This is a genomic window from Micromonospora sp. CMU55-4, assembly GCF_011602315.1.
GTDB lineage: Bacteria > Actinomycetota > Actinomycetes > Mycobacteriales > Micromonosporaceae > Micromonospora > Micromonospora chalcea.
Genome location: NZ_JAAOLH010000031.1, coordinates 1 through 23,450, shown reverse-complemented (window position 1 = coordinate 23,450; position 23,450 = coordinate 1). Strand labels below are relative to the sequence as shown.

Sequence of the window (23,450 nt, the reverse complement as noted above, 5' to 3'; positions counted from 1 at the left end):
GCGGCCTTCCTGGCCACGGTCCTTGCCGTCCTTGCCGTCCTTGTCGTACCCGCCGTCGGAGTCGTTGCCGGTGTTCTGGGGAGCGGCGGCGTGGTTGTCCGCCACCGGCTCGGTGCCGGACTTGTCGTCGCGGGCGGCGAGACCGCCCAGCGCCGCCAGCCCGACGACGCCGGTCAGCCCGGCTACGCCGGTGGCGACCCAGAGCGCCCGCCGCTTGCTCGTCCGCGGGGCAGGCGCCATCGGCGCTCCGCCGTCGGGTGTCGTTACATCGTTCGACATGAGATGAGAGCCCTTTCGGTTCTTCCCAAACGGGTCGCACCGCCCCAGGCCGGGCGACCAGCTACAAACCGGTTGTAGCCTCTGATCAGCACCGTATGAGAAGGTTCCTCGCGAGGAAGACTTATCCGAAAAAAGCCCGCATTCCTCCCACGATCGGCGGTCGGTGACCAACCACGTGAGCGGACCGCAACTCCCCCAGACGGCGGCGGGCCCCACCACCCGCCGTGAAGGCGCGGTGGTGGGGCCCGCCGGAAGATCGCGGCCCGCAGGACTCAGCCGGGCAGGCGGGGGCCCGCCTCACGCTGCTCGGCCAGCCAGGTCTCCACCTCGTCGGAGCGCCGCGGCAGACCGGCCGACAGGTTCACCGGACCGTCCGCGGTGACCAGGATGTCGTCCTCGATCCGCACGCCGATGCCCCGCAGCTCCTCGGGGACCATCTCGTCCTCCGGCTGGAAGTAGAGCCCCGGCTCGACGGTCAGCACGTACCCCTCGCCGAGCGGACCCTCCCGGTAGTTCTCCTTGCGCGCGTTGGCGCAGTCGTGCACGTCGATGCCGAGCATGTGGCTGGTGCCGTGCAGCGTCCACCGCCGGTAGACCGTGGAGGCCGGGTCCATCGCCTCGTCCACGCTCACCGGCAGCAGCCCGAGATCCTTCAGCGCCTCGGCCAGCACCCGCATCGAGGCCAGGTGCACGTCCCGGAACGCCACGCCCGGCCGGCACATCTCGATGCCGGCCTGCTGGGCGGCGTACACGGCGTCGTAGACCTGGCGCTGCAACGGCGTGAACCGGCCGTCGACCGGCAGCACCCGGGTGACGTCGGCGGTGTAGAGGTTGCGGTTCTCCACGCCCATGTCCATCAGCAGCAGGTCACCCGGACGGGTGGCGCCGTGGTTGTGCACCCAGTGCAGGACAGTGGCGTGCTCGCCGGCCCCGACGATCGAGCCGTACCCGACGTCGTTGCCGTCGTGCCTGGCGCGCAGCGCGAAGACGCCCTCCAGCAGCCGCTCGGAGACGCCGCGGTCGGCCGGCAGCGCCCGTGCCACGTCCTCGAAGCCGCGCACCGTGGCGTCGCACGCCTCCTGGAGCTGCGCGATCTCCCACTCGTCCTTGACCAGCTTCAGCTCGGCGATCGCGATGGCCAGCTCCCGGTCGCGGCCGGGCTGACCGTCGGCGCGCGCGCCGTCGTACTGACGCACCGCCGCGTCCACCCGGGCGTCGAAACCGCGCAGCACCCGGGTACGCCCCGGCGCCAGCTCGGCCAGCGTCGCGTCCAGCTCGCTCAGGTCGGCCGTCGGCAGGCCCAGCTCGGTGGACTTCTCCCGCAGCGTCGGCCGGCGGCCCACCCACAGCTCACCGTGCCGGCTGCGGAAGAACTCGTCGGTCACCCGCGACGACCGGGGCCGCATGAACAGCGTGGACTCGCCACCCGGGCGCAGCACGAGGACGCTGTCCGGCTCCAGGTCGCCGGTCAGGTACGCGAAGTCGCTGCCCGGACGGAACCGGTGCTCGGTGTCGTTGGCGCGTACCTTCTCGTTGCCCGTGGGGATGACCAGCGTCTCGCCCGGGAAGGCCTCGGCCAGCGCGGCCCGCCGCTTGGCGTGGTTGGGCGCCTCCGGGCGCGGGGCGACCGGCAGTTCGGTGTCCCGCCAGCCCTGGCGCATGAACGACAGGAACGCCTCCGGGAAGTCCGGGTCGTGCGACTCCGTACCGTCCGCCGGTTTGCCCTGTCGCGTCCGCTCCTCGGCCATGATCCGTCCCTCCCTGAGCCTCGTCGCTGGTCCAGACGGTACCGCGCGCACGACAGCGGGAGGTGCCTGCGGTGCCGCGACGGAGGCTTCCGGCGCGTGGAAAGATGGCGGCCATGTGCGGACTCCTGGCCTTCTTCAGCGCGCGCGGCGACGCCGCCGCCCACCGCGACAACATCGCCGGCGCACTGGAGTGCCTGCACCACCGTGGCCCGGACGAGACCGGGGTCGAGGTGGTCGGCGACGCCTCCGGCCGGTACGCGGACGGTGTGTTCGCGCACAAGCGCCTGGCGATCATCGACGTGGCGCTGAGCCACGAGCCCCTGCCGTACGCGGGCGGGCGGTACCTGCTCACCTTCAACGGCGAGATCTACAACTACATCGAGCTGCGCGAGGAGCTGATCCGCGACTACGGCGCCCAGTTCGCCACCAACGGCGACGGCGAGGTGATCGTCGCCGGCTACCACTACTGGGGTGAGCAGGTGCTCACCAAGCTGCGCGGCATGTTCGCGTTCGTCATCTGGGACCGGCAGGAGCGGCGGGCCTTCGGCGCCCGGGACTACTTCGGCATCAAGCCGCTGCACTACCTGGAGACCCAGGACGGCCTCTACCTCGCGTCGGAGAAGAAGGCGCTGCTGCCGTTCGCGCACTCGGCGTACCAGGGCGACGCGGGCATCGACACCGCCAACCTGAGCCACTACCTGACGCTGCAGTATGTGCCGGAGCCGGGCACGCTGCACAAGGGGATCAGCCGGATCGGCTCGGGGGAGTACCTGAACTGGACCCCGGGCGGCCGGATCGAGGTGCGCCGCTGGTACCGCCCGGTGTTCCGGCCGGCCCCGGTCTCCGACGAGCAGCGGCTCTACCACGACATCCGGGAGACGCTGCGGGAGAGCGTCCGGATGCACATGCGCTCGGACGTGCCGGTCGGCTCGTTCCTGTCCAGCGGCATCGACTCCACCGCCGTGGTGGCGCTGGCCCGCGAGTTCAACCCGAACATCCTCACCTTCACCGTCGGCTACGACGTGCCCGGCTACTCCGAGATCGACGTGGCCCAGGACTCGGCCCGGCACCTCGACGTGACCACCATCCCGACCAAGATCGGGCCGCAGGACATGATCGACGCGCTGCCGAAGATCGTCTGGCACCTGGACGACCCGGTCGCCGACCCGGCGCTGGTGCCGCTGTACTTCGTGGCGAAGAAGGCCGCCGAGCACGTCACGGTGGTGCTCTCCGGCGAGGGCGCGGACGAGTTCTTCGGCGGCTACACGATCTACCGGGAGCCGCTGTCGCTCAACTCGGTGAACAGCCTGCCCGACGGCGTGCAGAAGGGCCTGCGCGCGGTGTCCAAGGCCATTCCGCAGGGGGTCAAGGGCAAGAGCTTCCTGGAGCGCGGCACCACCCCGATCGAGCAGCGCTACTACGGCAACGCCCGGATGTTCACCGAGGAGGAGAAGCAGCACCTGCTGCGCCGCTACGACCCCTCGGTGCGCTACACCGACGTGACCGCCCCGATCTACGCCGAGTGCACCGAGCTGGACGACGTCACCAAGATGCAGTACGTCGACCTCTACACCTGGCTGCGCGGCGACATCCTGGTCAAGGCCGACCGGATCTCGATGGCGCACTCGCTGGAGGTGCGGGTGCCGTTCCTGGACCGGGAGGTGTTCAACGTCGCCGCCGGCATCCCGGTCGACCTGAAGCTGCCGCCCCGCTCCGAGGCCACCAAGTACGCGATGCGCCAGGCGCTGCAGGGCGTCGTGCCGCCGGCCATCGTCAACCGCAAGAAGCTGGGCTTCCCGACCCCGACCCGGGTCTGGCTGCGCGGCGAGATGTACGAGTGGGCGCGGCACGTGCTGTCCACCTCGGGCGCGGGCGACCTGATCGACCTGTCGTACGCGATGCGCCTGCTGGAGGAGCACAAGCGGGAGGAGGCGGACCACTCCCGCAAGGTGTGGACCGTGCTGATCTTCTGCATCTGGCACGCCATCTTCGTGGCCAAGACGCTCGACCCGGGCATCCAGCGCAACCAGTCCGCGCTGCTCACCAAGCCGGTCGTCGGCAGCATGGTCCGCTGACCCGAGCGTGACGAGGAAGGGCCCCCGGGGTGTTCCCCGAGGGCCCTTCCCGTTACGGGATCACCTGCCGGTGCAGGTGACCGTCGGCAGGGTGTTGGTGCCGGAGAAGTTCGCGGTGAAGCCGAACGTGGTGGTGCCCTCCGGCGGGACGCTGCCGTTGTAGGCGGCGTTGGAGACGCTCACCGACGCCCCGCTGCCGCTCAACGTGCCGTTCCACACCTGGTTGATGGTCTGGCCGCTGGGCCAGGTCCAGTTCGCGGTCCACCCGGAGTACGTCCGGGTGCTGTGGTTCATGATCGTCACTTCGCCCTGGAAGCCGCCACCCCAGGCGGTGACCACCTTGTACACCGCCATGCAGGAGCCGGCCGGCATGGTCGGGCTGGTCGTCACCGGCGGAGGCGAGGTCGGCGGCGCGGTCGTCGGGGGCGCGGTGGTCGGCGGCGCGGTGGTCGGCGGCGCGGTCGTCGGGGGGTTGCTGCCGCCCGAGCCGATCCCGGTCACCTCGCCGTTACCGCCGTCGAACGTCACGTCCGAGCAGCCGAAGAAGTTCTCCTGGCTGTCCGAGCGGACCCAGCGCGAGTAGATGATGTGCCGGCCGCTCTTGTTCGACGGCAGGTTGCCGGTGAAGTAGTAGTGACCGTCGTTGGTGCCCACCGCGCCGCGCTGCGGCGGGTTGGTCACCTGCAGGAACGGCTGCTCCTCCAGGTCGTTCCAGGCCAGCGGCCGGTTCGGGCTCCAGCTGTCCTTGGTCACGTAGAAGTAGAACGTGCCCGGGTGGTGGGCCCAGTTGCTGTACCGGAACTCCATCGACCGGCCCGCCGTCAGGTGGGTGATCGGCCAGTCGTTGCGCGCCGCGTCGTACCCGCTGAAGCCGGGGTTGCCGCCGCTGCACAGCTTGCCGTCGGGGATGAACCCGACGGTCCGCCCGCCGGCGTCGGAGCGCAGCACGCTGAACCAGTTGTACAGCGAGTTCGCGCCGCTCTCGGCCACCGCCGACGAGCAGGCGGGGTTGTTCGGCCGGATCTCACCGGTCCCGGTGAGGCCGTCCTTCCAGCACAGGTAGGTGCGGGCGCCCGGCGTCATGGCCGCGCCGTGCGCGGCCGCCGGTCCGGAGTTGGTGACCAGGGCGAACGCGCCCAGGGTCAGGGTGGCGGCCGCGGTGAGCAACGCGGCCGTACGGGATCGGGATCGGTGCACGGGGATCTCCTGACTCGCGGAGCGTGGCCCGGTTCGGCCCGCCCCGCTGCGACGAGCGGATGCGACGATCGCGGTGCCCGCGCCCGGTCGGAGTGCGGCCGTGGCCGTCGACGGGCGCGCACCGTCTGCGGTCCGTTGCCCAACGGACCGTGGATGCCCTCGCGTCGGATCGACCCGGCGGCCGGTGACGCGGCAGCCCCCGCGTCGTCACCCGGCACCGCCATCCCACCACGTCCGGGCGCGTCCCGCAATAGGCGCCGTTCGATGCCAGGGTCCCGGCGCGCGGTGGCGCCGGTATGAGCCAGGATCGGGGTAGGACGACGAGGGGAGCCAGGATGGGGTACGCGGTGGTGCTCGGCGAGGCGCTGGTGGACCTGCTCGACGCCGAGCGCGACGGAGAGCCCGTCTACCGGCAGGCGATCGGCGGGGGACCGCTCAACGTGGCGGTGGCGACCGCTCGGCTCGGCGGAGACGCGCGGTTCGTCGGGTCGCTCGGCGACGACGCGCTGGCCGGACGGATCCGCGCCTTCCTCACCGACGCCGGTGTGGACGTGAGCGGGACGGTGACCGTGCCGGCCCCGACCGCGCTCGCGGTGGCCACCTTCGCCGGCCCCGAGCCGGACTTCCGCTTCTACGGCGAGCCCCGCTCGTACGCGCTGCTCGGCCCGGACGACCTGGACGTGGCACTGGTCGAGGGCGCGGACGTGCTCTACTGCGGCTCGATCGTGCTGCTCGACCCGCCGGTGCTCGCCGCCGCCCGCCGCGCCTGGTCGATCGCGGGCGCGCTGCGGGTGTTCGACCCGAACGTGCGGCCCCGGCTGCTCACCGCCCCGGACGCGCTGGACGGGCTGCGCGCGGTGGTCGCCGAGTTCGCCGCCGCCGCGCACCTGGTCAAACTCAGCAGCGCCGACGCGCGGGTGCTCTACCCGCACGAGCCGGTCGAGGGCGTGGCCGCGTACCTGCGGGAACTGGGCGCGAGCACGGTCGTGGTCACGCTCGGCGCGGACGGCGCGCTGGTCGCCGCCGGCGACGACGTGGTGCGCGTGCCCGCGCCGAAGGTGGACGCGGTGGACGCGACCGGCGCGGGGGACTCGGTGATGGGCGCGCTGGTGGCCGAGCTGCTGGCCGCCGGTGAGCCGGCCGACCCGGCCGGGTGGCGGGACCGGGTGGCGTTCGCGCTGCGGGTGGCCGCAGTGGTCTGCGAGTCCCCGGGTGGCGCCACCGCCATGCCCACCCGCGCCGAGGTGACCGCCCGCTTCGCGTGAAAGGAAGGGCCCCTTGTTAACGCCTCAGGTAGAGAAGGGGCCCCTTCTTAACGCGCTCAGCGCTCAGCCCGCGTGCGGGTCATCGTCAGGACGGTGACCAGGGTGAGAACGGCGGCGCCGGCCAGGACCGTGGCCATCGGCAGCGCGCTGCCCTCGCCGCCGAGCCCGACCAGGGGCGCGGCCAGCGCGCCGACGACCGACTGGATGCCGCCCATCAGCGCGGCGGCGGTGCCGGCGTGGCGGGCGTGCGCGTCCAGCGCCAGCGCCGTGCTGTTCGGCGTCACCATGCCCAGCGCGCCGACGTACCCGAACAGCGCCACCGCGGTCAGCGCGAGGCCGTCGGTCAGCGCGCCGCTCAGCACGCCGGCCGCGGCGACCAGGCCGACCGCCAGCGCGGTGACCAGCAGCCGGCGTGGCGGGAACCGGTCGAGCAGCCGGGCGTTCAGCTGCCCGACGGCCACCAGGCCGAGCGCGTTGACGCCGAAGATGACGCTGAACACCGCCGCGGAGACGCCGAAGACGTCCTGGAACACGAACGACGACCCCGAGATGTACGCGAACAGCCCGGCGAAGGCGAAGCCCTGGGTCAGCGCGTACCCGAGGTAGACCCGGTCGGCGAGCAGCGACCGCATGGTCCGGGCGGTGGCCCCCAGCCCGCCGGTGCTGCGGCGCTCGGCCGGCAGCGTCTCCGGCAGGCGCAGCGCGACCGCGACGGCCAGCACCGCGCCGATGGCGGCCAGCACCAGGAAGACGGACCGCCAGGAGCCGAACCGGAGCACCAGGCTGCCCACGCCCGGCGCCGCGATCGGCGCGACCCCGAAGACCAGGGTGAGCCGGGAGAAGTACTTCGCGGCGTCCCGGCCCGAGTAGAGGTCGCGGACCACGGCGCGGGCGACCACCACGCCCATGCCGCCGGCCAGGCCCTGGGCGAACCGGACGGCGGCCAGCAGCGGGGCGTTCGGCGCCGCCGCGCACGCCAGCGCCAGCACGGTGTACGCGACCACGCCCACCAGCACCGGGCGGCGGCGCCCCCAGCGGTCGCTGAGCGGCCCGGTGACGAGCTGGCCGAACGCCAGGCCGATCAGGCAGGTGGTCAGCGAGAGCTGGATGCCGGCCTGGTCGGCGCCGAGGTCGCGGGTCATGGCCGGGAACGCGGGCAGGTACATGTCCAGCGAGAGCGGGCCGATCGCGGTGAGCGTGCCGAGCAGCACCAGCAGGCTCGCGCCCCCGGTGGACGCGGTGGCGCCGGCGCCGGTCGGGCGGGCGGCGGGCGGCGCGGCTTGACTCACGAGCGGGTACCCCCTGAAATCCGATGTGCTCGGGTACCTTACCTCTGTAGTCAGAACTATTGCGATGTGAGGCGGGTGACCCCGTGTCGACGAACGAGCAGGTCGCGCGGTTCGGCGCGGTCCTCGGGGAGCTGCACCGGCTCGTGCGCCGCCGGTCCACGGCGCGCGCCGGGCGGGACCCGCTGCCCGAAGCTCAGGTGGAACTGCTCCTGCTCGTCCGGGACACGCCGGGCATCAGCGGCAAGGACGTGGCCCGGCGCCTCGGCACGGCGCCCAACACCGTGAGCACGCTGGTCCGCGACCTCACCGACGCCGGGCTGCTGGCCCGCGACCGCGACCCCGCCGACCGCCGCGTGGTCCGGCTGCGCGTCACCGAGGCCGCCCACCGGCGGATGGCCGACCACCAACGGCACCGCACCGCGCTGCTCACCGAGGCGCTGGCCGACCTCGACCCGGCAGCGCGTGACGCGATCCTGGCCGCCGCCCCGCACCTCGACACGCTGCTCACCACGCTGCGGGCACACACCCGCCCGGAACGGGACCCCCGTACGTCCGGAAACCCGGTGGCCGCCGCGCCGCCCGGGGCCGGATGATCGCCGGGTGATGCTGCACCAGGACGAGACACCTGTGGACGAGGGGATCGTCCGGGCGCTGCTGACCGACCAGCGCCCCGAGTGGGCCGCGCTGCCGTTGACCCCGGCCGGCGCCGGGACCGACAACACCATGTACCGGCTCGGCGACGACCTGCTCGTCCGGCTGCCCCGCACCGCGGAGAAGGCCGGCGCGCTGCGCAAGGAACAGCTGTGGCTGCCCCGGCTCGCGCCACTGCTGCCGTACCCGGTGCCGGAACCGCTCCACGCCGGGACGCCGACCGCCGCCTTCCCGCTGCCGTGGTCGGTGCAGCGGTGGATCCACGGCGACGAGGTCGGACCCGGCACGGTCCGGGACTGGGCCGCCCTCGGCGCCGACCTGGCGGTGTTCGTACGTCACCTGCACGCGGCCGACCTGCTCGGCGCGACCCGCGCGGACGCGCTGAGCGGATACCGCGGCGGCAGCCTGCACCCCTGTGACACCTGGGTCAGCGCGGCGCTCGACGACTGCCGGCGCAGGATCGGCGACGAGACCGACGTCGACACCCTGCACCGGCTCTGGCGCGACGCCCTCACCCTGCCCGAACCCACCGGCCGGCACGTCTGGCTGCACACCGACCTCAAGCCCACCAATGTGCTGGCACGCGACGGCCGGCTGTGCGCGGTGATCGACTTCGGCGGGCTGACCGTCGGGTTCCCGGACGCGGAACACGCGCCGATCTGGGACCTGCCGCCGCAGGCCCGGCACGCCTACCGGGAGGCGCTCGGTGTCGACGACGTGACCTGGGCGCGGGCCCGCGCCTGGGCGCTCGGGGTGGCGGCCAGCGGCGTCTCCTACTACTGGCACACGTTCCCGGCGTTCGTCGCCGAGTGCCGCAACCGTCTCCGCGAGATCCTCGCCGACGCCGGCTGAGCCCGGGCCGCCGCTCAGGCGGTGCCGTCGAGTTCGGCGTAGCCGCGGCGGGCGGCGATCAGGCCCGGCCGGGCGCCGAACGGCGACTCGGCCGCCACCCGCTCCGGCGGCGCGCTGCCGGTGTGCCCGGCGCGGATCAGCCACGCCTGCCGCGCGAGCTGCGCGTGCTGCTCGCGGACGAAATCCGCGCCGACCGGCTCGCCGTGGCCCGGCACCACCACCGTCGCGGGCGTGGTCAGGCGCAGCAGGTCGGCCAGCGCGTCCGGCCACCGCAACGGGTACGACTCCTCGAACGCCGGCGGCCCGCTCTGCTCCACCAGATCGCCGGCCACCAGCACGTCCGCATCGGGCACGTGCACCACCAGGTCGGCGTCGGTGTGCCCGTGCCCGGGATGGCGCAGCACCACCCGGCGGCCCCCGACGTCGAGCACCGTCTCCTCGACCACCTCGTGCGTCGGCGCCCGCAGCTCGGTACGCGCCAGCTCCTGCGCCAGCGCCGGATCCTCGGCGCGCATCTCCTCGTACGCGGCGCGGCGCAGCGCGTCCGGCCGGTCCCGCAGCGCCGCCACGGCCTGCGGGTGCGCGTAGATGGCGGTGTCCGGCCCGGCCAGCGTGGCGTTGCCGAAACAGTGGTCGAAGTGGTGGTGCGTGTTCACGATCGTCCACGGGTACGGCGTCACCGCCCGCGCCGCCGCCGCCAGCTCGCGCGCCTGCCCGGCCGTGGAGAGCGTGTCGACCAGCAGCGCCGCGCCGTCGCCGACCACGAGCACCACATTCACCGCCAGCAGCGGCTCACGTCGCACGTGCACACCGGGGGCGACCTCGGTGAAGCCGGCGGTCATGACGGGCCGAGGGCCCGCTCGACGAAGCGCTGCCGGTCGACCAGCGCCCGCTCGACCCGGCCCTGCGCCGCCACTGTCGGACCGTCGGTGACAGTCACCTCGAAGACGAGCCGCTTCCCGTCGACCTTCACCAGCTCGGCGTGGGCGGCCACGGTACGCCCGACCGGGGTGGCCGCGCGGTGCTCCAGCTCCACCCGTACGCCGACGGTGGTCGACCCGGACGGCATCCGGGTCGCGGTGGCGGCCACCGTCGCCGCCTCGGCCAGCGCCAGCACGCGCGGGGTGCCGAGCACCGGCACGTCCCCGGAGCCCACCGCCTGCGCGGTGTCGGCGTCGGTCACTGTCAGCTCGACGCGGGCGGTCAGGCCCGGCGTGAAGGGCGACTCCGGCTGCTCCTGCATGCGGCCGAGCCTAGTGCAGATGAACGGGGGCCGTCCGGCGTCCGAGCCGCCGCGCCGTGTCGTCCCCGCCCGCCCGCAGGCCCGCCCGTCGCCCGCCGTTAACCTTGTCCGCGATGGCCGAGCAGACACAATCTCCGACCCCCGCCCCCGACGCGACCACCGAGTCGCCCGACGGCGGGCGCCGCCGTGTGATCGCGATGACCATCTGGGGCGTCGCCTTCGTGGCGGGCTGGCTCGTCATCGGCCTGCCCACCGACCCGGCGTACGCGTTCCTGTGGATCTGGGCCGGCACCATCGCCTGGAACTCGGCCCGCCCGTGGCGCAGCCACCTGCGCTTCGCCCGGGACTGGATCCCGGTGGTGCTGCTGCTCGCCGTGTACAACCTGTCCCGGGGCTTCGCCGACAACGGCGCCACCCCGCACGCGATGGAGCTGATCGTCGCCGACCGGTTCCTCACCGGCTGGCTCACCGGCGGTGAGGTGCCGACGATCTGGCTGCAGGAGCGCCTGTACGACCCGTCCGAGGTGCGCTGGTGGGACGTGCTGGTGAGCTGGATCTACTTCTCGCACTTCGTGGCGACGTTCGCCGCCGCGGCCGTGCTGTGGATGCGCAACCGGCGGCGCTGGATCGCGTACATGTCCCGCTGGGGCTTCCTGTGCGCGGCCGGCCTGGTCACCTACTTCGCCTACCCGGCCGCGCCGCCGTGGTGGGCGGCGCAGAACGGCCTGCTGACCGAGGTCGCGCGGATCTCCACCCGGGGGTGGAAGGAGATCGGCATGCACGGCGCGGGCAACCTGCTCAACGCCGGGCAGATCGCCTCCAACCCGGTGGCCGCCATGCCGTCGCTGCACACCGCGTTCGCGCTGTTCGTGGTGCTGTTCTTCATGCGCTCGGTGCGCAAGCGCTGGTGGCCGCTGATGCTGGCGTATCCGCTGGCCATGACGTTCACGCTGATGTACAGCGGCGAGCACTACCTGATCGACGTGCTGGTCGGCTGGGCGTACGTGGGCATGACGTTCCTGGTGGTCGGCCTGGCCGAGCGCTGGTGGGCGGCGCGGCGGGCCCGGCGTGCCGGTGAGCCCGCCGGCGCGGCCGACGTGCCGCAGCCCGCCACCGCGGCCGACACCCCCGCGGACGACCGGGACGCGGTGCCGGCCGAGCGACGCTAGCCCCGCTGGCGGGTCAGCGGCGGTGGTCGGCCCGGCGCGCGGCCCGCGACCGCTCGGTCAGCTCCGCGGCCAGCTCCCAGGCGTCGGCCAGGTCCCGGTCGACCGCCGCCGCCCCGGCCCCGCCCGCGGTGTCCGCGTGCACGGTGGCCAGCCGCAGCAACCGCTGCGCCGGCCCCTGCGTGACGCGCACGCTCTGGATCCGGGCGTACGGCACCAGCGTCAGCTGGCGGGTCAGCAGCCCGGACCGGGCCACGAACACCCGCTCGTCGAGGCCGGCGCCGACCACCTTGCGGCTCAGCGGGCGCAGCCAGCGGGCCCGGGACGGGGGCGGCGTGCCGGGCAGCTCGTCCAGCCGCACGCCGGGCAGCACCTCCGCCACCACCACCGCGCCGGTGCCGGCGTCGCCGACCGGCAGCAGCCGGTCCGGGCGGTTGCGGTCGTCCGGCTCACCGGCCGAGTAGCCGGCCACCTCCAGCCGCAGCCGCAGCCAGCCCTTCATCCGCCAGAGCAGCGGCCAGGTCGCCCGCACGGTCTGCACCCGGTGCAGCGGCACCGTCTGCACCCGCGTCTCCAGCAGCCCGTTGTGCACACGCAGCGTGCCGTCGTCCCGGTCGAGCCGGAAACTCCAGTCGTCGAGCACCCGCCGGACCGGTTGCAGCACCACACCCGCCATCGCGGTGAGCGTGCTCGCCACCGCGATGAACGACCACGAGCCCTCGGAGAGGAACTGGGCGCCCACGAACACCACGCCGACCGGCAGCAGGAACGCCTGCGGCGTGAGCAACTGGCTGACCAGCAGGTCCTGGTTGCGGACGACGTGCAGCCGGCGGCCGGCCGGCGCGGGCGCGACCGGCGTACCCGGGGCGGCCGGCACGCCCGGCTCGGTCGCGGCGGGCGTCGGGGCCCGGCCGGCGACAGCGAGCAGCCGCTGCCGCAGCGTGGTGGCCTCGGCCACGCTGAGGTAGGCCAGCGGCGCCTCGGTCTTGCCCCCGCCGACCACCTCGAGCCGCAGCTCGGCCAGGCCGGTGAGCTGGGCCAGCAGCGGCCGGACCACCTCCACCGCCTGCAACCGCTCCAGCGGGATGGCGCGCGTGCGCCGCCACAGCAGGCCCTCGTACACGCGCAGCTCCCGGCCCACCAGGTGGTAACCGGTGTTCCACCAGCTCACCACGGACAGCACGGTGGCCCCGAGTACGAAGACCGTGACCAGCAGGGCGAACCAGCCGAACCCGACCCGCGACAGCGTCGACCAGGACAGACCGGCGATAACGACGACGAGTGACTTCGCGCCGTGCAGCGCGGGGCTCAGCGGATGCAGCCGCTGCCGCGGTTCCTCCCCGTCGGACGAGGGCGCGGCGGCCGGACCCCAGGGTCCCGGATACGGCGGAGCGGGCGCGGGCCACGGCCCGGGCGTCGCGTCGGCTGCCGTCCCGTATCCGGGCGGGGGCCCGTAACCGGGTGGTGGCGCGTATCCGGGCGGCGGTCCGTAGCCGGGCGGCGCGGCGGGCGGCCCGTAACCCGGTCCGGGCGGCTGTTCCGGACCGACCGGCGGTGGGGGACCGGGCGCCGCCCCGGGCCGGTCGTCGTGGGGCCGCGGCGCGCCGGGATCGCTCCGGTCGCTCACAGGCCCTCCGCCCGGTCCTCGCCCAGCGCGGTGAGCCGGTCGCGCAGCCGGGACGCCTCGGCCGGACGCAGCCCCGGCACCCGGGCGTCGCTGGCGGCCGCCGCCGTGTGCAACTGCACAGTGGCGAGGTCGAAGGCACGCTCCAGCGGACCGGCGCTCACGTCGACGAACTGCATCCGGGAGTACGGCACGATGGAGAGCCGCCGCACCAGCAGACCGTGCCGCACCAGCAGGTCGTCGTCGCGCTCGGCGTACCCCCAGGCGCGGACCGCACGCACGATGGTGATCGCCCGCCAGACGCCGATCAGCAGGGCCACGCCGACGGCGGCGCCGAGCAGCCAGTGCCCGGACAGCGCCCAGGCCACGCCGAGCACCACGAGCGCCACCGCCAGCCCGATGCCGAGCCGGATCAGCTCCACCCAGATCAGGTCGCGGGAGATCGGCCGCCAGTCGACGGTGTCCGGCCAGGGCTCCAGCGCGCTGCGCGACGCGGGCGGGAGGCCGGTGTGGCCGTCACCGCTCACCGGGAGGACCTGCCGTGCTCGCCGCCGGTACGGGCTCGGGTCGTCTGCTCGCTCACGCTTCGAGCGTAGGCGATCAGGGAAGCGGGACCACCTCGCGGAGGAAGCCGCGTGCGTCGAGGAAGTCCCCGAGGGAGTCCCGGTGCGCCGGGCAGGCGAGCCAGGTCTTGCGCCGGTCGGGCGCGTGCAGGCGGGGATTGTGCCAGCGGAGCTGGTAGGCGGCGGGAGCGCGACACCCCCGCGCCGAGCAGATCAGCTCGTCTTCGGGGGCGTTGGGAGTCGTCACCGGGGCGAGTCTAGGCGTCGCACGCCGGGAGTTTTAGCGCCGGGCGGCCACGGGGGGAGCCGCCCGGCGACGGGGTGAATCGTACACACTGCGGACCCCTTTTTGTCCACCCGTGTTCAGCGTTTTCGTGCGGCGGTACGGCGTGGCCGGACGACGCGGCGAAAATCGTGCCTCTCCCACCCTCGGCTCTCAGCGAGGCATGACAGTCTTGATACGCACCACGCCGCGACGACGACCCTGCTGTGGAGGACCGGTGGCCCAGCCGACCACACCCGACGTGCCGAACCCGACCGAGGCGCCGCCGGACGCCCCACCCCCGGCGGCCACCACCCCGGCGCAGGACGCCACGCTGCTGGAGCGGGCGCTGTTCGAGACCAAGCGGGTGATCGTCGGCCAGGACCGGATGGTCGAGCGGATGTTCGTCGCGCTGCTGGCCCGGGGGCACTGCCTGCTGGAGGGCGTACCGGGCGTGGCCAAGACGCTCGCCGTGGAGACGCTGGCCCGGGTCGTCGGCGGATCGTTCGCCCGGGTCCAGTTCACGCCGGACCTGGTGCCCGCCGACATCATGGGCACCCGGATCTACCGGCAGTCCAGCGAGAAGTTCGACGTCGAGCTGGGTCCGGTCTTCGTCAACTTCCTGCTCGCCGACGAGATCAACCGCGCGCCGGCCAAGGTGCAGTCGGCGCTGCTGGAGGTGATGAGCGAGCGGCAGGTCTCCATCGGTGGCGAGAGTCACCGGGTGCCGGATCCGTTCCTGGTGATGGCCACCCAGAACCCGATCGAGCAGGAGGGCGTCTACCCGCTGCCGGAGGCGCAGCGGGACCGCTTCCTCATGAAGATCGTCGTGGGCTACCCGACCGATGCCGAGGAACGCGAGATCGTCTACCGGATGGGCGTCGCCCCGCCGGAGCCGGCCCGGGTGTTCGACACCCCCGACCTGATCGCCCTGCAGCGCAAGGCCGACCAGGTCTTCGTGCACAACGCGCTCGTCGACTACGCGGTCCGGCTGGTGCTCGCCACCCGGGCGCCGGCCGAGCACGGCATGCCCGACGTCGCCCAGCTCATCCAGTACGGCGCCAGCCCGCGCGCCTCGCTCGGCCTGGTCCGGGCCACCCGCGCGCTGGCGCTGCTGCGCGGGCGCGACTACGCCCTGCCGCAGGACGTGCAGGACATCGCGCCGGACATCCTGCGACACCGGCTGGTGCTCAGCTACGACGCGCTCGCCGACGACGTGCCGGCCGACCACATCGTGCACCGGGTGATGTCGACCATCCCGCTGCCCGCCGTCGCGCCCCGTCAGCAGGCCGCGCCGCCGCCGGCGGTGCCGCACAACGGATGGCCCGGGCAGCGGCCGTGACCCCGCCCACCCGGCTCGCCACCGGCGACCGATCCGGAGCCGTGCTGGCCCGGCTCCAGCTCATGGTCACCCGCAAGCTGGACGGGCTGCTCCAGGGCGACTACGCCGGGCTGCTGCCCGGCCCGGGCAGCGAGGCGGGGGAGTCCCGGGAGTACCGGCCCGGCGACGACGTGCGCCGGATGGACTGGCCGGTCACCGCCCGCACCACGATGCCGCACGTGCGGCGTACGGTCGCCGACCGCGAGCTGGAGACCTGGCTGGCTGTGGACATGTCGGCCAGCCTGGACTTCGGCACCGGGCGGTGGCTCAAGCGGGACGTGGCGGTCGCCGCCGTCGCCGCGCTGGCTCACCTCACCGTGCGGGGCGGCAACCGGATCGGCGCCGTCGTCGGCACCGGCGGGGCCGGCGGGCTGGGGACGATGCTGCGGCTGCCCGCCCGTTCCGGCCGCAAGGAGGCCCAGGGGCTGCTGCGGGCGGTGGCCGGCGCCGAGATCCGGCCCGGTCGCAGCGACCTCGGCGCGCTCGTCGACATGCTCAACCGGCCGCCCCGGCGGCGCGGCGTGGCGGTGGTCATCTCCGACTTCCTCGCGCCGCCGCAGCAGTGGGGCCGGCCGCTGCGTAAGCTGCGGGTCCGCCACGACGTGCTGGCCGTGGAGGTGGTCGACCCGCGGGAACTGGAACTGCCCGACGTGGGGGTGCTGCCGGTGGTCGACCCGGAGAGCGGGGAACTGCACGAGGTGCAGACCGCCGACCCGGGACTGCGCCGCCGGTACGCCGAGGCGGCGGCCGCCCAGCGCGGGGCGATCGCCGCCGAGCTGCGCGCCGCGGGCGCGGCCCACCTGCGCCTGCGTACCGACCGAGACTGGCTGCTGGACATGGTGCGTTTCGTCGCCGCGCAGCGGCACGCCCGCACCCGAGGGACGACGCGATGATCCGTTTTCTGCAACCGTGGTGGCTGCTGGCCGTGCTGCCGGTGCTCGCCCTCGCCGCCGCGTACGTCTGGCGGCAACTGCACCGCCGGCAGTACGCGCTGCGGTTCACAAACGTCGACCTGCTGCGTACCGTCGCGCCCAAGGGACTGGGCTGGCGGCGGCACGTGGCGGCCACCGCGTTCCTGCTCTGCCTGCTGGTGCTGGCGACCGGGCTGGCCCGCCCGGCGATCGACACCCGCGAGCCGCTGGAGCGGGCCACCGTCATGCTCGCCATCGACGTGTCGCTGTCGATGCAGGCCGACGACGTGTCGCCGAACCGCCTGGAGGCGGCGCAGGAGGCGGCCAAGCAGTTCGTCGGCGAGCTGCCGGAGAGCTACAACCTGGGGCTCGTGTCGTTCGCGAAGTCCGCGAACGTGCTGGTGCCGCCGACCAAGGACCGGGCGGCGGTGAACACCGCCATCGACGGGCTGGTGCTGGCCGAGGCGACAGCCACCGGCGAGGCGGTCTTCACCTGCCTGGAGGCGATCCGCTCGGTGCCGGCCGACGGCGCCGCCGGCATCCCGCCGGCCCGGATCGTGCTGCTGTCCGACGGCTACCGGACCTCCGGCCGGTCGGTGGAGGAGGCCGCCGCGGCGGCGCAGGCGGCGAACGTGCCGGTGTCCACCATCGCGTTCGGCACCGACTCGGGGCAGGTCGACATCGGCGGGCAGCTCCAGCGGGTGCCGGTGGACCGCACCGCGCTGTCCCAGCTCGCGGAGACCACCCAGGGCTTCTTCTACGAGGCCGCGTCGGCCAGCGAGCTGAAGCAGGTCTACCAGGACATGGGCAGCTCGATCGGCTACCGGACGGAGCCGCGCGAGATCACCCAGTGGTACGCGGGCGTCGCCCTGCTGCTGGCGCTGTGCGCGGGCGGGCTGAGTCTGCTCTGGACGTCCCGGCTGGTCTGAGCCGGGCCCGGCCGGCGGTGGTCAGTGACCGCCGCCGGCCAGCACGAACAGGACCGCCACCCAGACGGCGGCGAGGGTGAAACCCAGGGGGGCGACGTAACGGCTCATGGGTGTGCTCCGTGGCGACAGTCGGCCCGGTGCGGGCCGTGGGGGGTCGGGGCGTACGCGCACGAAGTCGTGACCGGGTGCTCCGCCGCGCGGCAGGGCCGCCCCGGCGTGGGCGCCGGAGAGCGGATGCGGTGCGGAGGGCGGGAAGCGGGTCAGCCGCGTCGACCGAGCCGTGGCTCAGCGGGGCTGACGGTGGGCCCGGCCACGACTGGGAGGATCGCTATCTCGCACAGCGATCACCTCCTACGGTCGGCGGGGCCCGGAACGCGGGCGCAGGCCGGCCCGCAGACCCGGTGATCGTACACCGGTGTGTGCGGGTGTCGCGCGCGCGGCCGCCGACCCCGGCGGCGCCGGCGTGTGACCTGCTCGGGTTAGCGCTTACCTACCGGTAACCCCTAGGCTCCGACCGGACCGAGAGATCACTGGAGCAGAGGGGGATCCGTGGCCCGTACGGTGCTGGTGACCGGCGGCAACCGGGGGATCGGCCTGGCCATCGCGCAGGCCTTCGCCAAGCAGGGCGACCGGGTGGCCGTCACGTACCGGAGCGGCGAGGCCCCGGAGGGCCTGTTCGGGGTGCGGTGTGACGTGACCGACGCCGAGTCGGTCGACGCCGCGTTCACCGCGGTCGAGGCCGAGCTGGGCCCGGTGGAGGTGCTCGTCGCCAACGCCGGCATCACCGACGACACGCTGCTCATGCGGATGTCCGAGGAACAGTTCACCCGCGTGCTCGACACCAACCTGAGCGGCTCGTTCCGGGTCGCCAAGCGGGCCTCGACGAAGATGCTCCGGAACCGGTGGGGCCGGATGATCTTCATCTCCTCGGTGGTCGGCCTCTTCGGTGGCGCGGGCCAGGTCAACTACGCGGCCAGCAAGGCCGGCCTGGTCGGTGTGGCCCGCTCGATCACCCGCGAGCTGGGCAGCCGCAACATCACCGCGAACGTGGTGGCGCCCGGCTTCATCGACACCGACATGACCGCCGGGCTGCCCGAGGAACGCAAGGCGGAGCTGCGCAAGGCGATCCCGGCCGGGCGGATGGCCACCCCGGACGAGGTCGCGGGCGTCGTCACCTGGCTCGCCTCGGACGCGGCCGGCTACGTCACCGGCGCCGTCATCCCGGTCGACGGCGGCCTCGGCATGGGTCACTGAGCAGAGCACGGAGGAGACACGCAATGTCCGGACTTCTCGCCGGTAAGCGACTGCTGGTCACCGGCGTCATCACCGACGCCTCGATCGCCTTCTCGGTGGCGAAACTCGCCCAGGAGAACGGCGCCCAGGTCGTGCTCACCGGCTACGGCCGGCTCTCCCTGGTGGAGCGGATCGCCAAGCGGCTGCCCGAACCCGCGCCGGTGATCGAGCTGGACGTCACCAGCGAGGAGCACCTGGCCGGCCTGGCCGACAAGGTACGCGAGCACGTCGACGGCCTGGACGGGGTGGTGCACTCGATCGGGTTCGCCCCGCAGAGCTGCCTCGGCGGCGGCTTCCTCGACGCCCCGTGGGCGGACGTGGCCACCGCGCTCCAGGTCTCCACCTACTCGTACAAGTCCCTGGCCATGGCCGCGCTGCCGCTGATGTCCTCCGGCGGCGCCGTGGTGGGCCTCACCTTCGACGCCACCAAGGCGTGGCCGGTCTACGACTGGATGGGCGTGGCCAAGGCCGGGCTGGAGTCCGCCTCCCGCTACCTGGCGCTGCACCTGGGCAAGCAGGGCATCCGCAGCAACCTGGTCGCGGCCGGCCCGCTGCGCACCATCGCCGCCAAGTCCATCCCCGGCTTCGACCAGTTCGAGGACGCCTGGACCGAGCGGGCCCCGCTGGGCTGGAGCCTCACCGACCAGGAGCCGGCCGCCCGGGCCTGCCTGGCGCTGCTGTCGGACTGGTTCCCGGCCACCACCGGCGAGATCGTCCACGTCGACGGCGGCTACCACGCCATCGGCGCCTGAGATGTAAGGAAGGGCCCCTTCTTAACGCCTCGCGCATAGGAAGGGGCCCTTCTTAACACGCCATGCCCGGGTGGTCACCGCGCCGACCAGGGGGCGTCGCCACACCGTCACGGCGGGCGAGGAAGAATGGACCCCATGGCGTACGACGCGTTGGTGCTGGTCTCCTTCGGCGGCCCGGAGCGGCCCGAGGACGTTCTCCCGTTCCTGCAGAACGTCACCCGGGGGCGGGGGGTGCCGCCGGAGCGGCTGGCCGAGGTCGCCGAGCACTACCTGCACTTCGGCGGGGTGTCGCCGATCAACCAGCAGTGCCGTGACCTGCTCGCGGCGATCCGCGCGGACTTCGCCGCCAACGGCGTCGACCTGCCGGTCTACTGGGGCAACCGCAACTGGGATCCGATGCTCGCCGACACGGTGGCGCGGATGCGCGACGACGGGATCACCCGGGCGCTGGCGTTCGTCACCAGCGCGTACGGCGGCTACTCCTCCTGCCGGCAGTACCAGGAGGACATCGCCTCGGCCCGCGCCGCGGTCGGCCCGGACGCCCCGCTGATCGAGAAGCTGCGCCAGTTCTGGGACCACCCCGGCTTCATCGAGCCGCACGCCGACGCGGTCCGCGCCGCGCTCGCCCAGCTCGACCCCGCGAAGCGGGACAGCACCCGGCTGGTCTTCACCGCGCACTCGGTCCCGATGTCGGCGGCCGCCAGCGCCGGCCCGCACGGCGGCCGGTACACCGCCCAGCTCGAGGAGGTCGCCCGGCTGGTGCACGCCGCGGCCGCGCCGGACCTCGCGTACGACCTGGTCTGGCAGAGCCGGTCCGGCCCGCCGCAGGTGCCGTGGCTGGAGCCGGACGTCAACGACCACCTGGCCACGCTGCCCGAGCAGGGCGTGACGAGCGTCGTGGTCAGCCCGATCGGCTTCGTCTCCGACCACCTGGAGGTGGTGTGGGACCTGGACACCGAGGCGCTGGAGACGGCCAAGCAGCTCGGCCTGGACTTCGTCCGCGCCGGCACCCCGGGCGTCGACCCGCGGTTCGTCGCGATGGTCCGCGAGCTGGTGCTGGAACGCACCGCCCCGGACGGCGAGCGGCTGCGCCGCCGGCTCGGCGAACTGCCGGCCTGGGACACCTGTCCGGCGTTGTGCTGCGTACCCCCGGCCCGCCGGCCCTGAGCCCGACCCGACGACACCCCTGGGGACGACACGATGCTTGACCGCAAGCCGGTGCAGAGCTGGCTCACCGACATGGACGGCGTGCTGGTGCACGAGGGACAGCCGGTGCCGGGCGCGCCGGAGTTCGTCAAGAAGCTGCGTGCCTCCGGCAAGCCGTTCCTGGTGCTGACGAACAACTCCATCTACACCCCGCGTGACCTCCAGGCCCGGCTGGCCCGGATGGGGCTGGACGTGCCGGAGGAGGCGATCTGGTCGTCCGCCCTGGCCACCGCCCAGTTCCTGGCCGACCAGCGGCCGGGCGGGACCGCGTACGTCATCGGTGAGGCCGGGCTGACCACGGCGCTGCACGCGGTGGGGTACGTGCTCAGCGACTTCGCCCCGGACTACGTGGTGCTGGGGGAGACACGCACCTACAGCTTCGAGGCGATAACCAAGGCGATCCGGCTGATCAACGACGGCGCCCGGTTCATCTGCACCAACCCGGACGCCACCGGCCCGTCGATGGAGGGCGCGCTGCCGGCGGCCGGTTCGGTGGCGGCGATGATCTCCAAGGCGACGGGCGTCGACCCGTACTTCGTCGGCAAGCCCAACCCGATGATGATGCGCTCGGCGCTGAACACGATCGACGCCCACTCCGAGTCGACCGCGATGATCGGCGACCGGATGGACACCGACATCCTGTGCGGGCTGGAGGCGGGCCTGGAGACGATCCTGGTGCTCACCGGCATCAGCAGCCGGGCCGAGGCCGAGCGGTACCCGTACCGTCCGTCGCGGATCGTCGACTCGGTGGCCGACCTGATCGACGAGGTCTGAGCCGGGGTTCTACAGCCGAAGCGGCGCGTTGCAGGCGGCCACCAGGGCCTGCCGGCAGGCGGTGGTCAGCGGCCGCAGCGCCGCGTCGCGCTGCTGCGCCTCGTAGGTGTTCACCGCGCCGCCGGGCGCGCTCTCTCCGGCCAGCGCCAGCACCCGATCGAGTACGGCGGCGCGCGCGAACAGCCGGCGGGCCCGCGGGTCGAAGCCGGGCGGGAGGTCGGTGCCTCCGTCCGGGCGGCGCAACGCGGCGAGCGCACCGGCCAGCTCGGGCCGCCACTGCGCGACGTCGAGGCGGGTCAGCGTGGCTGTCGTCTCGGCGAGCACCGCGGAGAGTTCGGCCTCGGCCTCCGCCGCGCCGGGCGTGGACAGGGACGCCTTCGGCGCGTCCGCCGGCAGCGGGTGGACCCGCCAGAGCACTGTCTCCCAGGTCATCCCCGACCCGGAGGTGTGCGTGCGGACCTCCGGCACCAACCCCATGCCGCTGGCCACCACCGCCTCGCCGGCCACCAGCGCCGCCCCGGCGAACGCGCCCGGGCCGGGCAGGCCGCGCGGGTCGCCCGGCGCGGGCAGCACCAGGCGGATGTCGTCCGGGGAGTGCTTGGCCAGGCTGGGCAGCGCCTCCCGCAGGGACACGTCGGTCCAGGTGCCGGGTGCGTCGGCGACCAGGTGCTCCTCGTCGCCGGCGACCGCGTCGGCCACCTCGTCGAACGGCACCAGGCCGGCTCGCCAGGCACGCACCCAGGCGACGAACCGGCTCGACCGGCGCGGAGCCAGTGTGGCCGCGCCCGCTGCGGGGGAGGACATGCCGAAAGGGTACGTGCTCCGCGCCGCTGCTGTCTCGGCTGCCGCTCCGGTGGCGCGACCTGCCCCCAACTAACCCCTTCGCACCGTTTCGTGCCGACGGATGACGCCCCGGTCGGCGCGTCGGCGAGCGACACGCCGAGGTCGTGGCTAGCGTCTCCGGCATGGCGGGGCGATACGACGGCGACGTGCTGGCCGGCGACTGGCGGCGACGGAAGGTGACCCCCGAGGTCGACGCCGAGCCGGACCTGGTGGTCGAGGACGCCGACTCCGGGTTCTGCGGCGCGGTGGTCGGCTTCGACACCGGCGCGGTGGTGCTGGAGGACCGGCACGGGCGACGGCGAAACTTCCCGCTGCTGCCCGCCGCGTTCCTGCTCGACGGCCGGCCGGTCACGCTGCGGCGGCCGGCCCGCGCCCCGGTGCCCGCCGCGCGCCGCCGTACCGCGTCCGGCTCGATAGCTGTGGACGGCGTACGGGCGCAGGTCGCCAAGGCCAGCCGGATCTGGGTCGAGGGCGTGCACGACGCCGCGCTGGTCGAGCGGATCTGGGGCGACGACCTGCGCATCGAAGGCGTCGTGGTGGAACCGCTCGACGGCATCGACGCGCTCGCCGACGAGGTACGCGCGTTCGCGCCCGGCCCCGGCCGCCGCCTCGGCGTGCTGGTCGACCATCTCGTGCCCGGCTCGAAGGAGAGCCGGATCGTGGCCCGGGTGAACTCGCCGCACGTGCTGGTCACCGGGCACCCGTACGTCGACGTGTGGCAGGCGGTACGCCCGGCGGCCCTGGGCATCGCGGCCTGGCCGGTGGTGCCGCCGGGGCAGCCCTGGAAGGAGGGCGTCTGCGCGGCGCTCGGGGTGGCCGAGCCGGCTGACATGTGGCGGCACATCCTGTCCAGGGTGGACAGTTTCGCCGACGTGGAGACGCCGCTGATCAACGCGATGGAGCGGTTGATCGACTTCGTCACCGAGCCTGTCTGAGAGGTCGGTTGCGGTTGAGGGCCGGGGGCGACCGTGCCCGGCTCCGGGCGGTCAGGCTTGATCCCTGCGCCGGTCACGGTCGCCCCCGGCCCCGCCGTGCGCCAGCGCCACCCGCCCCCCCGCCCCCCCCTCCCCCCCCCCCCCCCCCCCCCGCCCGCTTTGCCGCGCTCTCCCCTCTCTCCCCCCTCCCCACCTTGACCCGCCGCGGTCCC

At 73.8% G+C, this 23,450-nt stretch carries 22 protein-coding genes and 1 pseudogene; 13 read left to right on the top strand and 10 right to left on the bottom strand.

Going from position 1 to position 23,450, the window contains the following annotated elements; genetic code table 11:
- Both HA073_RS29890 and HA073_RS29885 read right to left on the bottom strand, forming a co-directional pair.
- Positions 1-240 (bottom strand): annotated as a pseudogene (locus HA073_RS29890) (hypothetical protein); the annotation flags it as partial.
- 311 nt (positions 241-551) lie between these two features.
- On the bottom strand, positions 552-2,027 hold the full coding sequence (locus HA073_RS29885; RefSeq protein WP_030504250.1) for an aminopeptidase P family protein: 1,476 nt from the start codon (positions 2,025-2,027) through the stop codon (positions 552-554).
- Positions 2,028-2,140: 113 nt separating this feature from the next.
- Between HA073_RS29885 and asnB the strand changes: the two genes are divergently transcribed.
- Complete coding sequence (gene asnB, locus HA073_RS29880; RefSeq protein ID WP_043329713.1) at positions 2,141-4,102, top strand: asparagine synthase (glutamine-hydrolyzing); 1,962 nt, start codon at positions 2,141-2,143, stop codon at positions 4,100-4,102.
- A gap of 60 nt (positions 4,103-4,162) precedes the next feature.
- Here asnB and HA073_RS29875 read toward each other — a convergent pair whose 3' ends face one another.
- Entirely contained in the window at positions 4,163-5,299 is a 1,137-nt protein-coding gene (locus HA073_RS29875) for a lytic polysaccharide monooxygenase (RefSeq protein ID WP_166457837.1), read from the bottom strand.
- A gap of 335 nt (positions 5,300-5,634) precedes the next feature.
- Here HA073_RS29875 and HA073_RS29870 point away from each other — a divergent pair, with 335 nt between their 5' ends.
- The gene (locus tag HA073_RS29870; RefSeq protein ID WP_166457836.1) at positions 5,635-6,564 is read left to right on the top strand and encodes a carbohydrate kinase; all 930 of its coding nucleotides are present in this window, start codon (positions 5,635-5,637) and stop codon (positions 6,562-6,564) included.
- 56 nt (positions 6,565-6,620) lie between these two features.
- Here the strand turns inward: HA073_RS29870 and HA073_RS29865 are convergent, their stop codons facing one another.
- Positions 6,621-7,853 (bottom strand): multidrug effflux MFS transporter, encoded by a 1,233-nt coding sequence (locus HA073_RS29865; RefSeq protein ID WP_104115085.1) that lies wholly within the window; start codon positions 7,851-7,853, stop codon positions 6,621-6,623.
- Positions 7,854-7,936: 83 nt separating this feature from the next.
- Here HA073_RS29865 and HA073_RS29860 point away from each other — a divergent pair, with 83 nt between their 5' ends.
- Together HA073_RS29860 and HA073_RS29855 are read left to right on the top strand one after the other, a co-directional pair.
- The gene (locus HA073_RS29860; RefSeq protein WP_064445345.1) at positions 7,937-8,446 is read left to right on the top strand and encodes a MarR family winged helix-turn-helix transcriptional regulator; all 510 of its coding nucleotides are present in this window, start codon (positions 7,937-7,939) and stop codon (positions 8,444-8,446) included.
- Between the two features lie 10 nt (positions 8,447-8,456).
- Positions 8,457-9,356: an aminoglycoside phosphotransferase family protein gene (locus HA073_RS29855; protein ID WP_205799055.1), complete on the top strand. Its 900-nt coding sequence runs from the start codon at positions 8,457-8,459 to the stop codon at positions 9,354-9,356.
- A gap of 14 nt (positions 9,357-9,370) precedes the next feature.
- Here the strand turns inward: HA073_RS29855 and HA073_RS29850 are convergent, their stop codons facing one another.
- On the bottom strand, positions 9,371-10,198 hold the full coding sequence (locus HA073_RS29850) for an MBL fold metallo-hydrolase (protein WP_166457834.1): 828 nt from the start codon (positions 10,196-10,198) through the stop codon (positions 9,371-9,373).
- A complete protein-coding gene (locus tag HA073_RS29845; RefSeq protein WP_030504258.1) occupies positions 10,195-10,599 on the bottom strand; it encodes a thioesterase family protein in 405 nt (134 codons plus the stop codon). Before HA073_RS29845 ends, HA073_RS29850 begins: the two co-directional genes overlap by 4 nt.
- Before the next feature lie 113 nt (positions 10,600-10,712).
- Between HA073_RS29845 and HA073_RS29840 the strand changes: the two genes are divergently transcribed.
- Complete coding sequence (locus HA073_RS29840; protein ID WP_166457833.1) at positions 10,713-11,768, top strand: phosphatase PAP2 family protein; 1,056 nt, start codon at positions 10,713-10,715, stop codon at positions 11,766-11,768.
- Between the two features lie 13 nt (positions 11,769-11,781).
- Here HA073_RS29840 and HA073_RS29835 read toward each other — a convergent pair whose 3' ends face one another.
- The 3 genes from HA073_RS29835 to HA073_RS29825 form a co-directional block, all read right to left on the bottom strand.
- Positions 11,782-13,392, bottom strand: coding sequence for a PH domain-containing protein (locus HA073_RS29835; RefSeq protein WP_375336249.1), 1,611 nt, complete (start codon positions 13,390-13,392; stop codon positions 11,782-11,784).
- Positions 13,389-13,916, bottom strand: a complete 528-nt coding sequence (locus HA073_RS29830) for a PH domain-containing protein (RefSeq protein WP_064445350.1) — start codon at positions 13,914-13,916, stop codon at positions 13,389-13,391. The genes HA073_RS29835 and HA073_RS29830 overlap by 4 nt, the downstream gene beginning before the upstream one ends.
- A gap of 73 nt (positions 13,917-13,989) precedes the next feature.
- Positions 13,990-14,199: a hypothetical protein gene (locus tag HA073_RS29825; RefSeq protein ID WP_069087711.1), complete on the bottom strand. Its 210-nt coding sequence runs from the start codon at positions 14,197-14,199 to the stop codon at positions 13,990-13,992.
- Between the two features lie 253 nt (positions 14,200-14,452).
- Between HA073_RS29825 and HA073_RS29820 the strand changes: the two genes are divergently transcribed.
- From HA073_RS29820 to HA073_RS29790, 7 genes are all read left to right on the top strand, one after another.
- Entirely contained in the window at positions 14,453-15,556 is a 1,104-nt protein-coding gene (locus HA073_RS29820; protein ID WP_043329721.1) for a MoxR family ATPase, read from the top strand.
- On the top strand, positions 15,535-16,488 hold the full coding sequence (locus tag HA073_RS29815) for a DUF58 domain-containing protein (RefSeq protein WP_166457832.1): 954 nt from the start codon (positions 15,535-15,537) through the stop codon (positions 16,486-16,488). Before HA073_RS29820 ends, HA073_RS29815 begins: the two co-directional genes overlap by 22 nt.
- Entirely contained in the window at positions 16,485-17,435 is a 951-nt protein-coding gene (locus HA073_RS29810) for a VWA domain-containing protein (protein ID WP_064445352.1), read from the top strand. Before HA073_RS29815 ends, HA073_RS29810 begins: the two co-directional genes overlap by 4 nt.
- A 549-nt stretch (positions 17,436-17,984) precedes the next feature.
- Positions 17,985-18,689, top strand: a complete 705-nt coding sequence (gene fabG, locus HA073_RS29805) for a beta-ketoacyl-ACP reductase (RefSeq protein WP_043329724.1) — start codon at positions 17,985-17,987, stop codon at positions 18,687-18,689.
- 23 nt (positions 18,690-18,712) lie between these two features.
- Positions 18,713-19,480, top strand: coding sequence for an enoyl-ACP reductase FabI (fabI, locus tag HA073_RS29800; protein ID WP_043329725.1), 768 nt, complete (start codon positions 18,713-18,715; stop codon positions 19,478-19,480).
- 135 nt (positions 19,481-19,615) lie between these two features.
- Positions 19,616-20,647, top strand: a complete 1,032-nt coding sequence (locus HA073_RS29795) for a ferrochelatase (protein WP_064445353.1) — start codon at positions 19,616-19,618, stop codon at positions 20,645-20,647.
- 33 nt (positions 20,648-20,680) lie between these two features.
- Positions 20,681-21,460 carry an HAD-IIA family hydrolase gene (locus HA073_RS29790; protein WP_043329726.1) on the top strand — a complete coding sequence of 260 codons (780 nt, stop codon included), beginning with the start codon at positions 20,681-20,683 and terminating at the stop codon, positions 21,458-21,460.
- 9 nt (positions 21,461-21,469) lie between these two features.
- On the opposite strand, the gene HA073_RS29785 is transcribed toward HA073_RS29790, so the two are convergent.
- Entirely contained in the window at positions 21,470-22,264 is a 795-nt protein-coding gene (locus tag HA073_RS29785; RefSeq protein ID WP_030504270.1) for a hypothetical protein, read from the bottom strand.
- Between the two features lie 161 nt (positions 22,265-22,425).
- Between HA073_RS29785 and HA073_RS29780 the strand changes: the two genes are divergently transcribed.
- Positions 22,426-23,238 carry a DUF3097 domain-containing protein gene (locus tag HA073_RS29780; RefSeq protein ID WP_064445354.1) on the top strand — a complete coding sequence of 271 codons (813 nt, stop codon included), beginning with the start codon at positions 22,426-22,428 and terminating at the stop codon, positions 23,236-23,238.
- Positions 23,239-23,450: the final 212 nt, after the last annotated feature.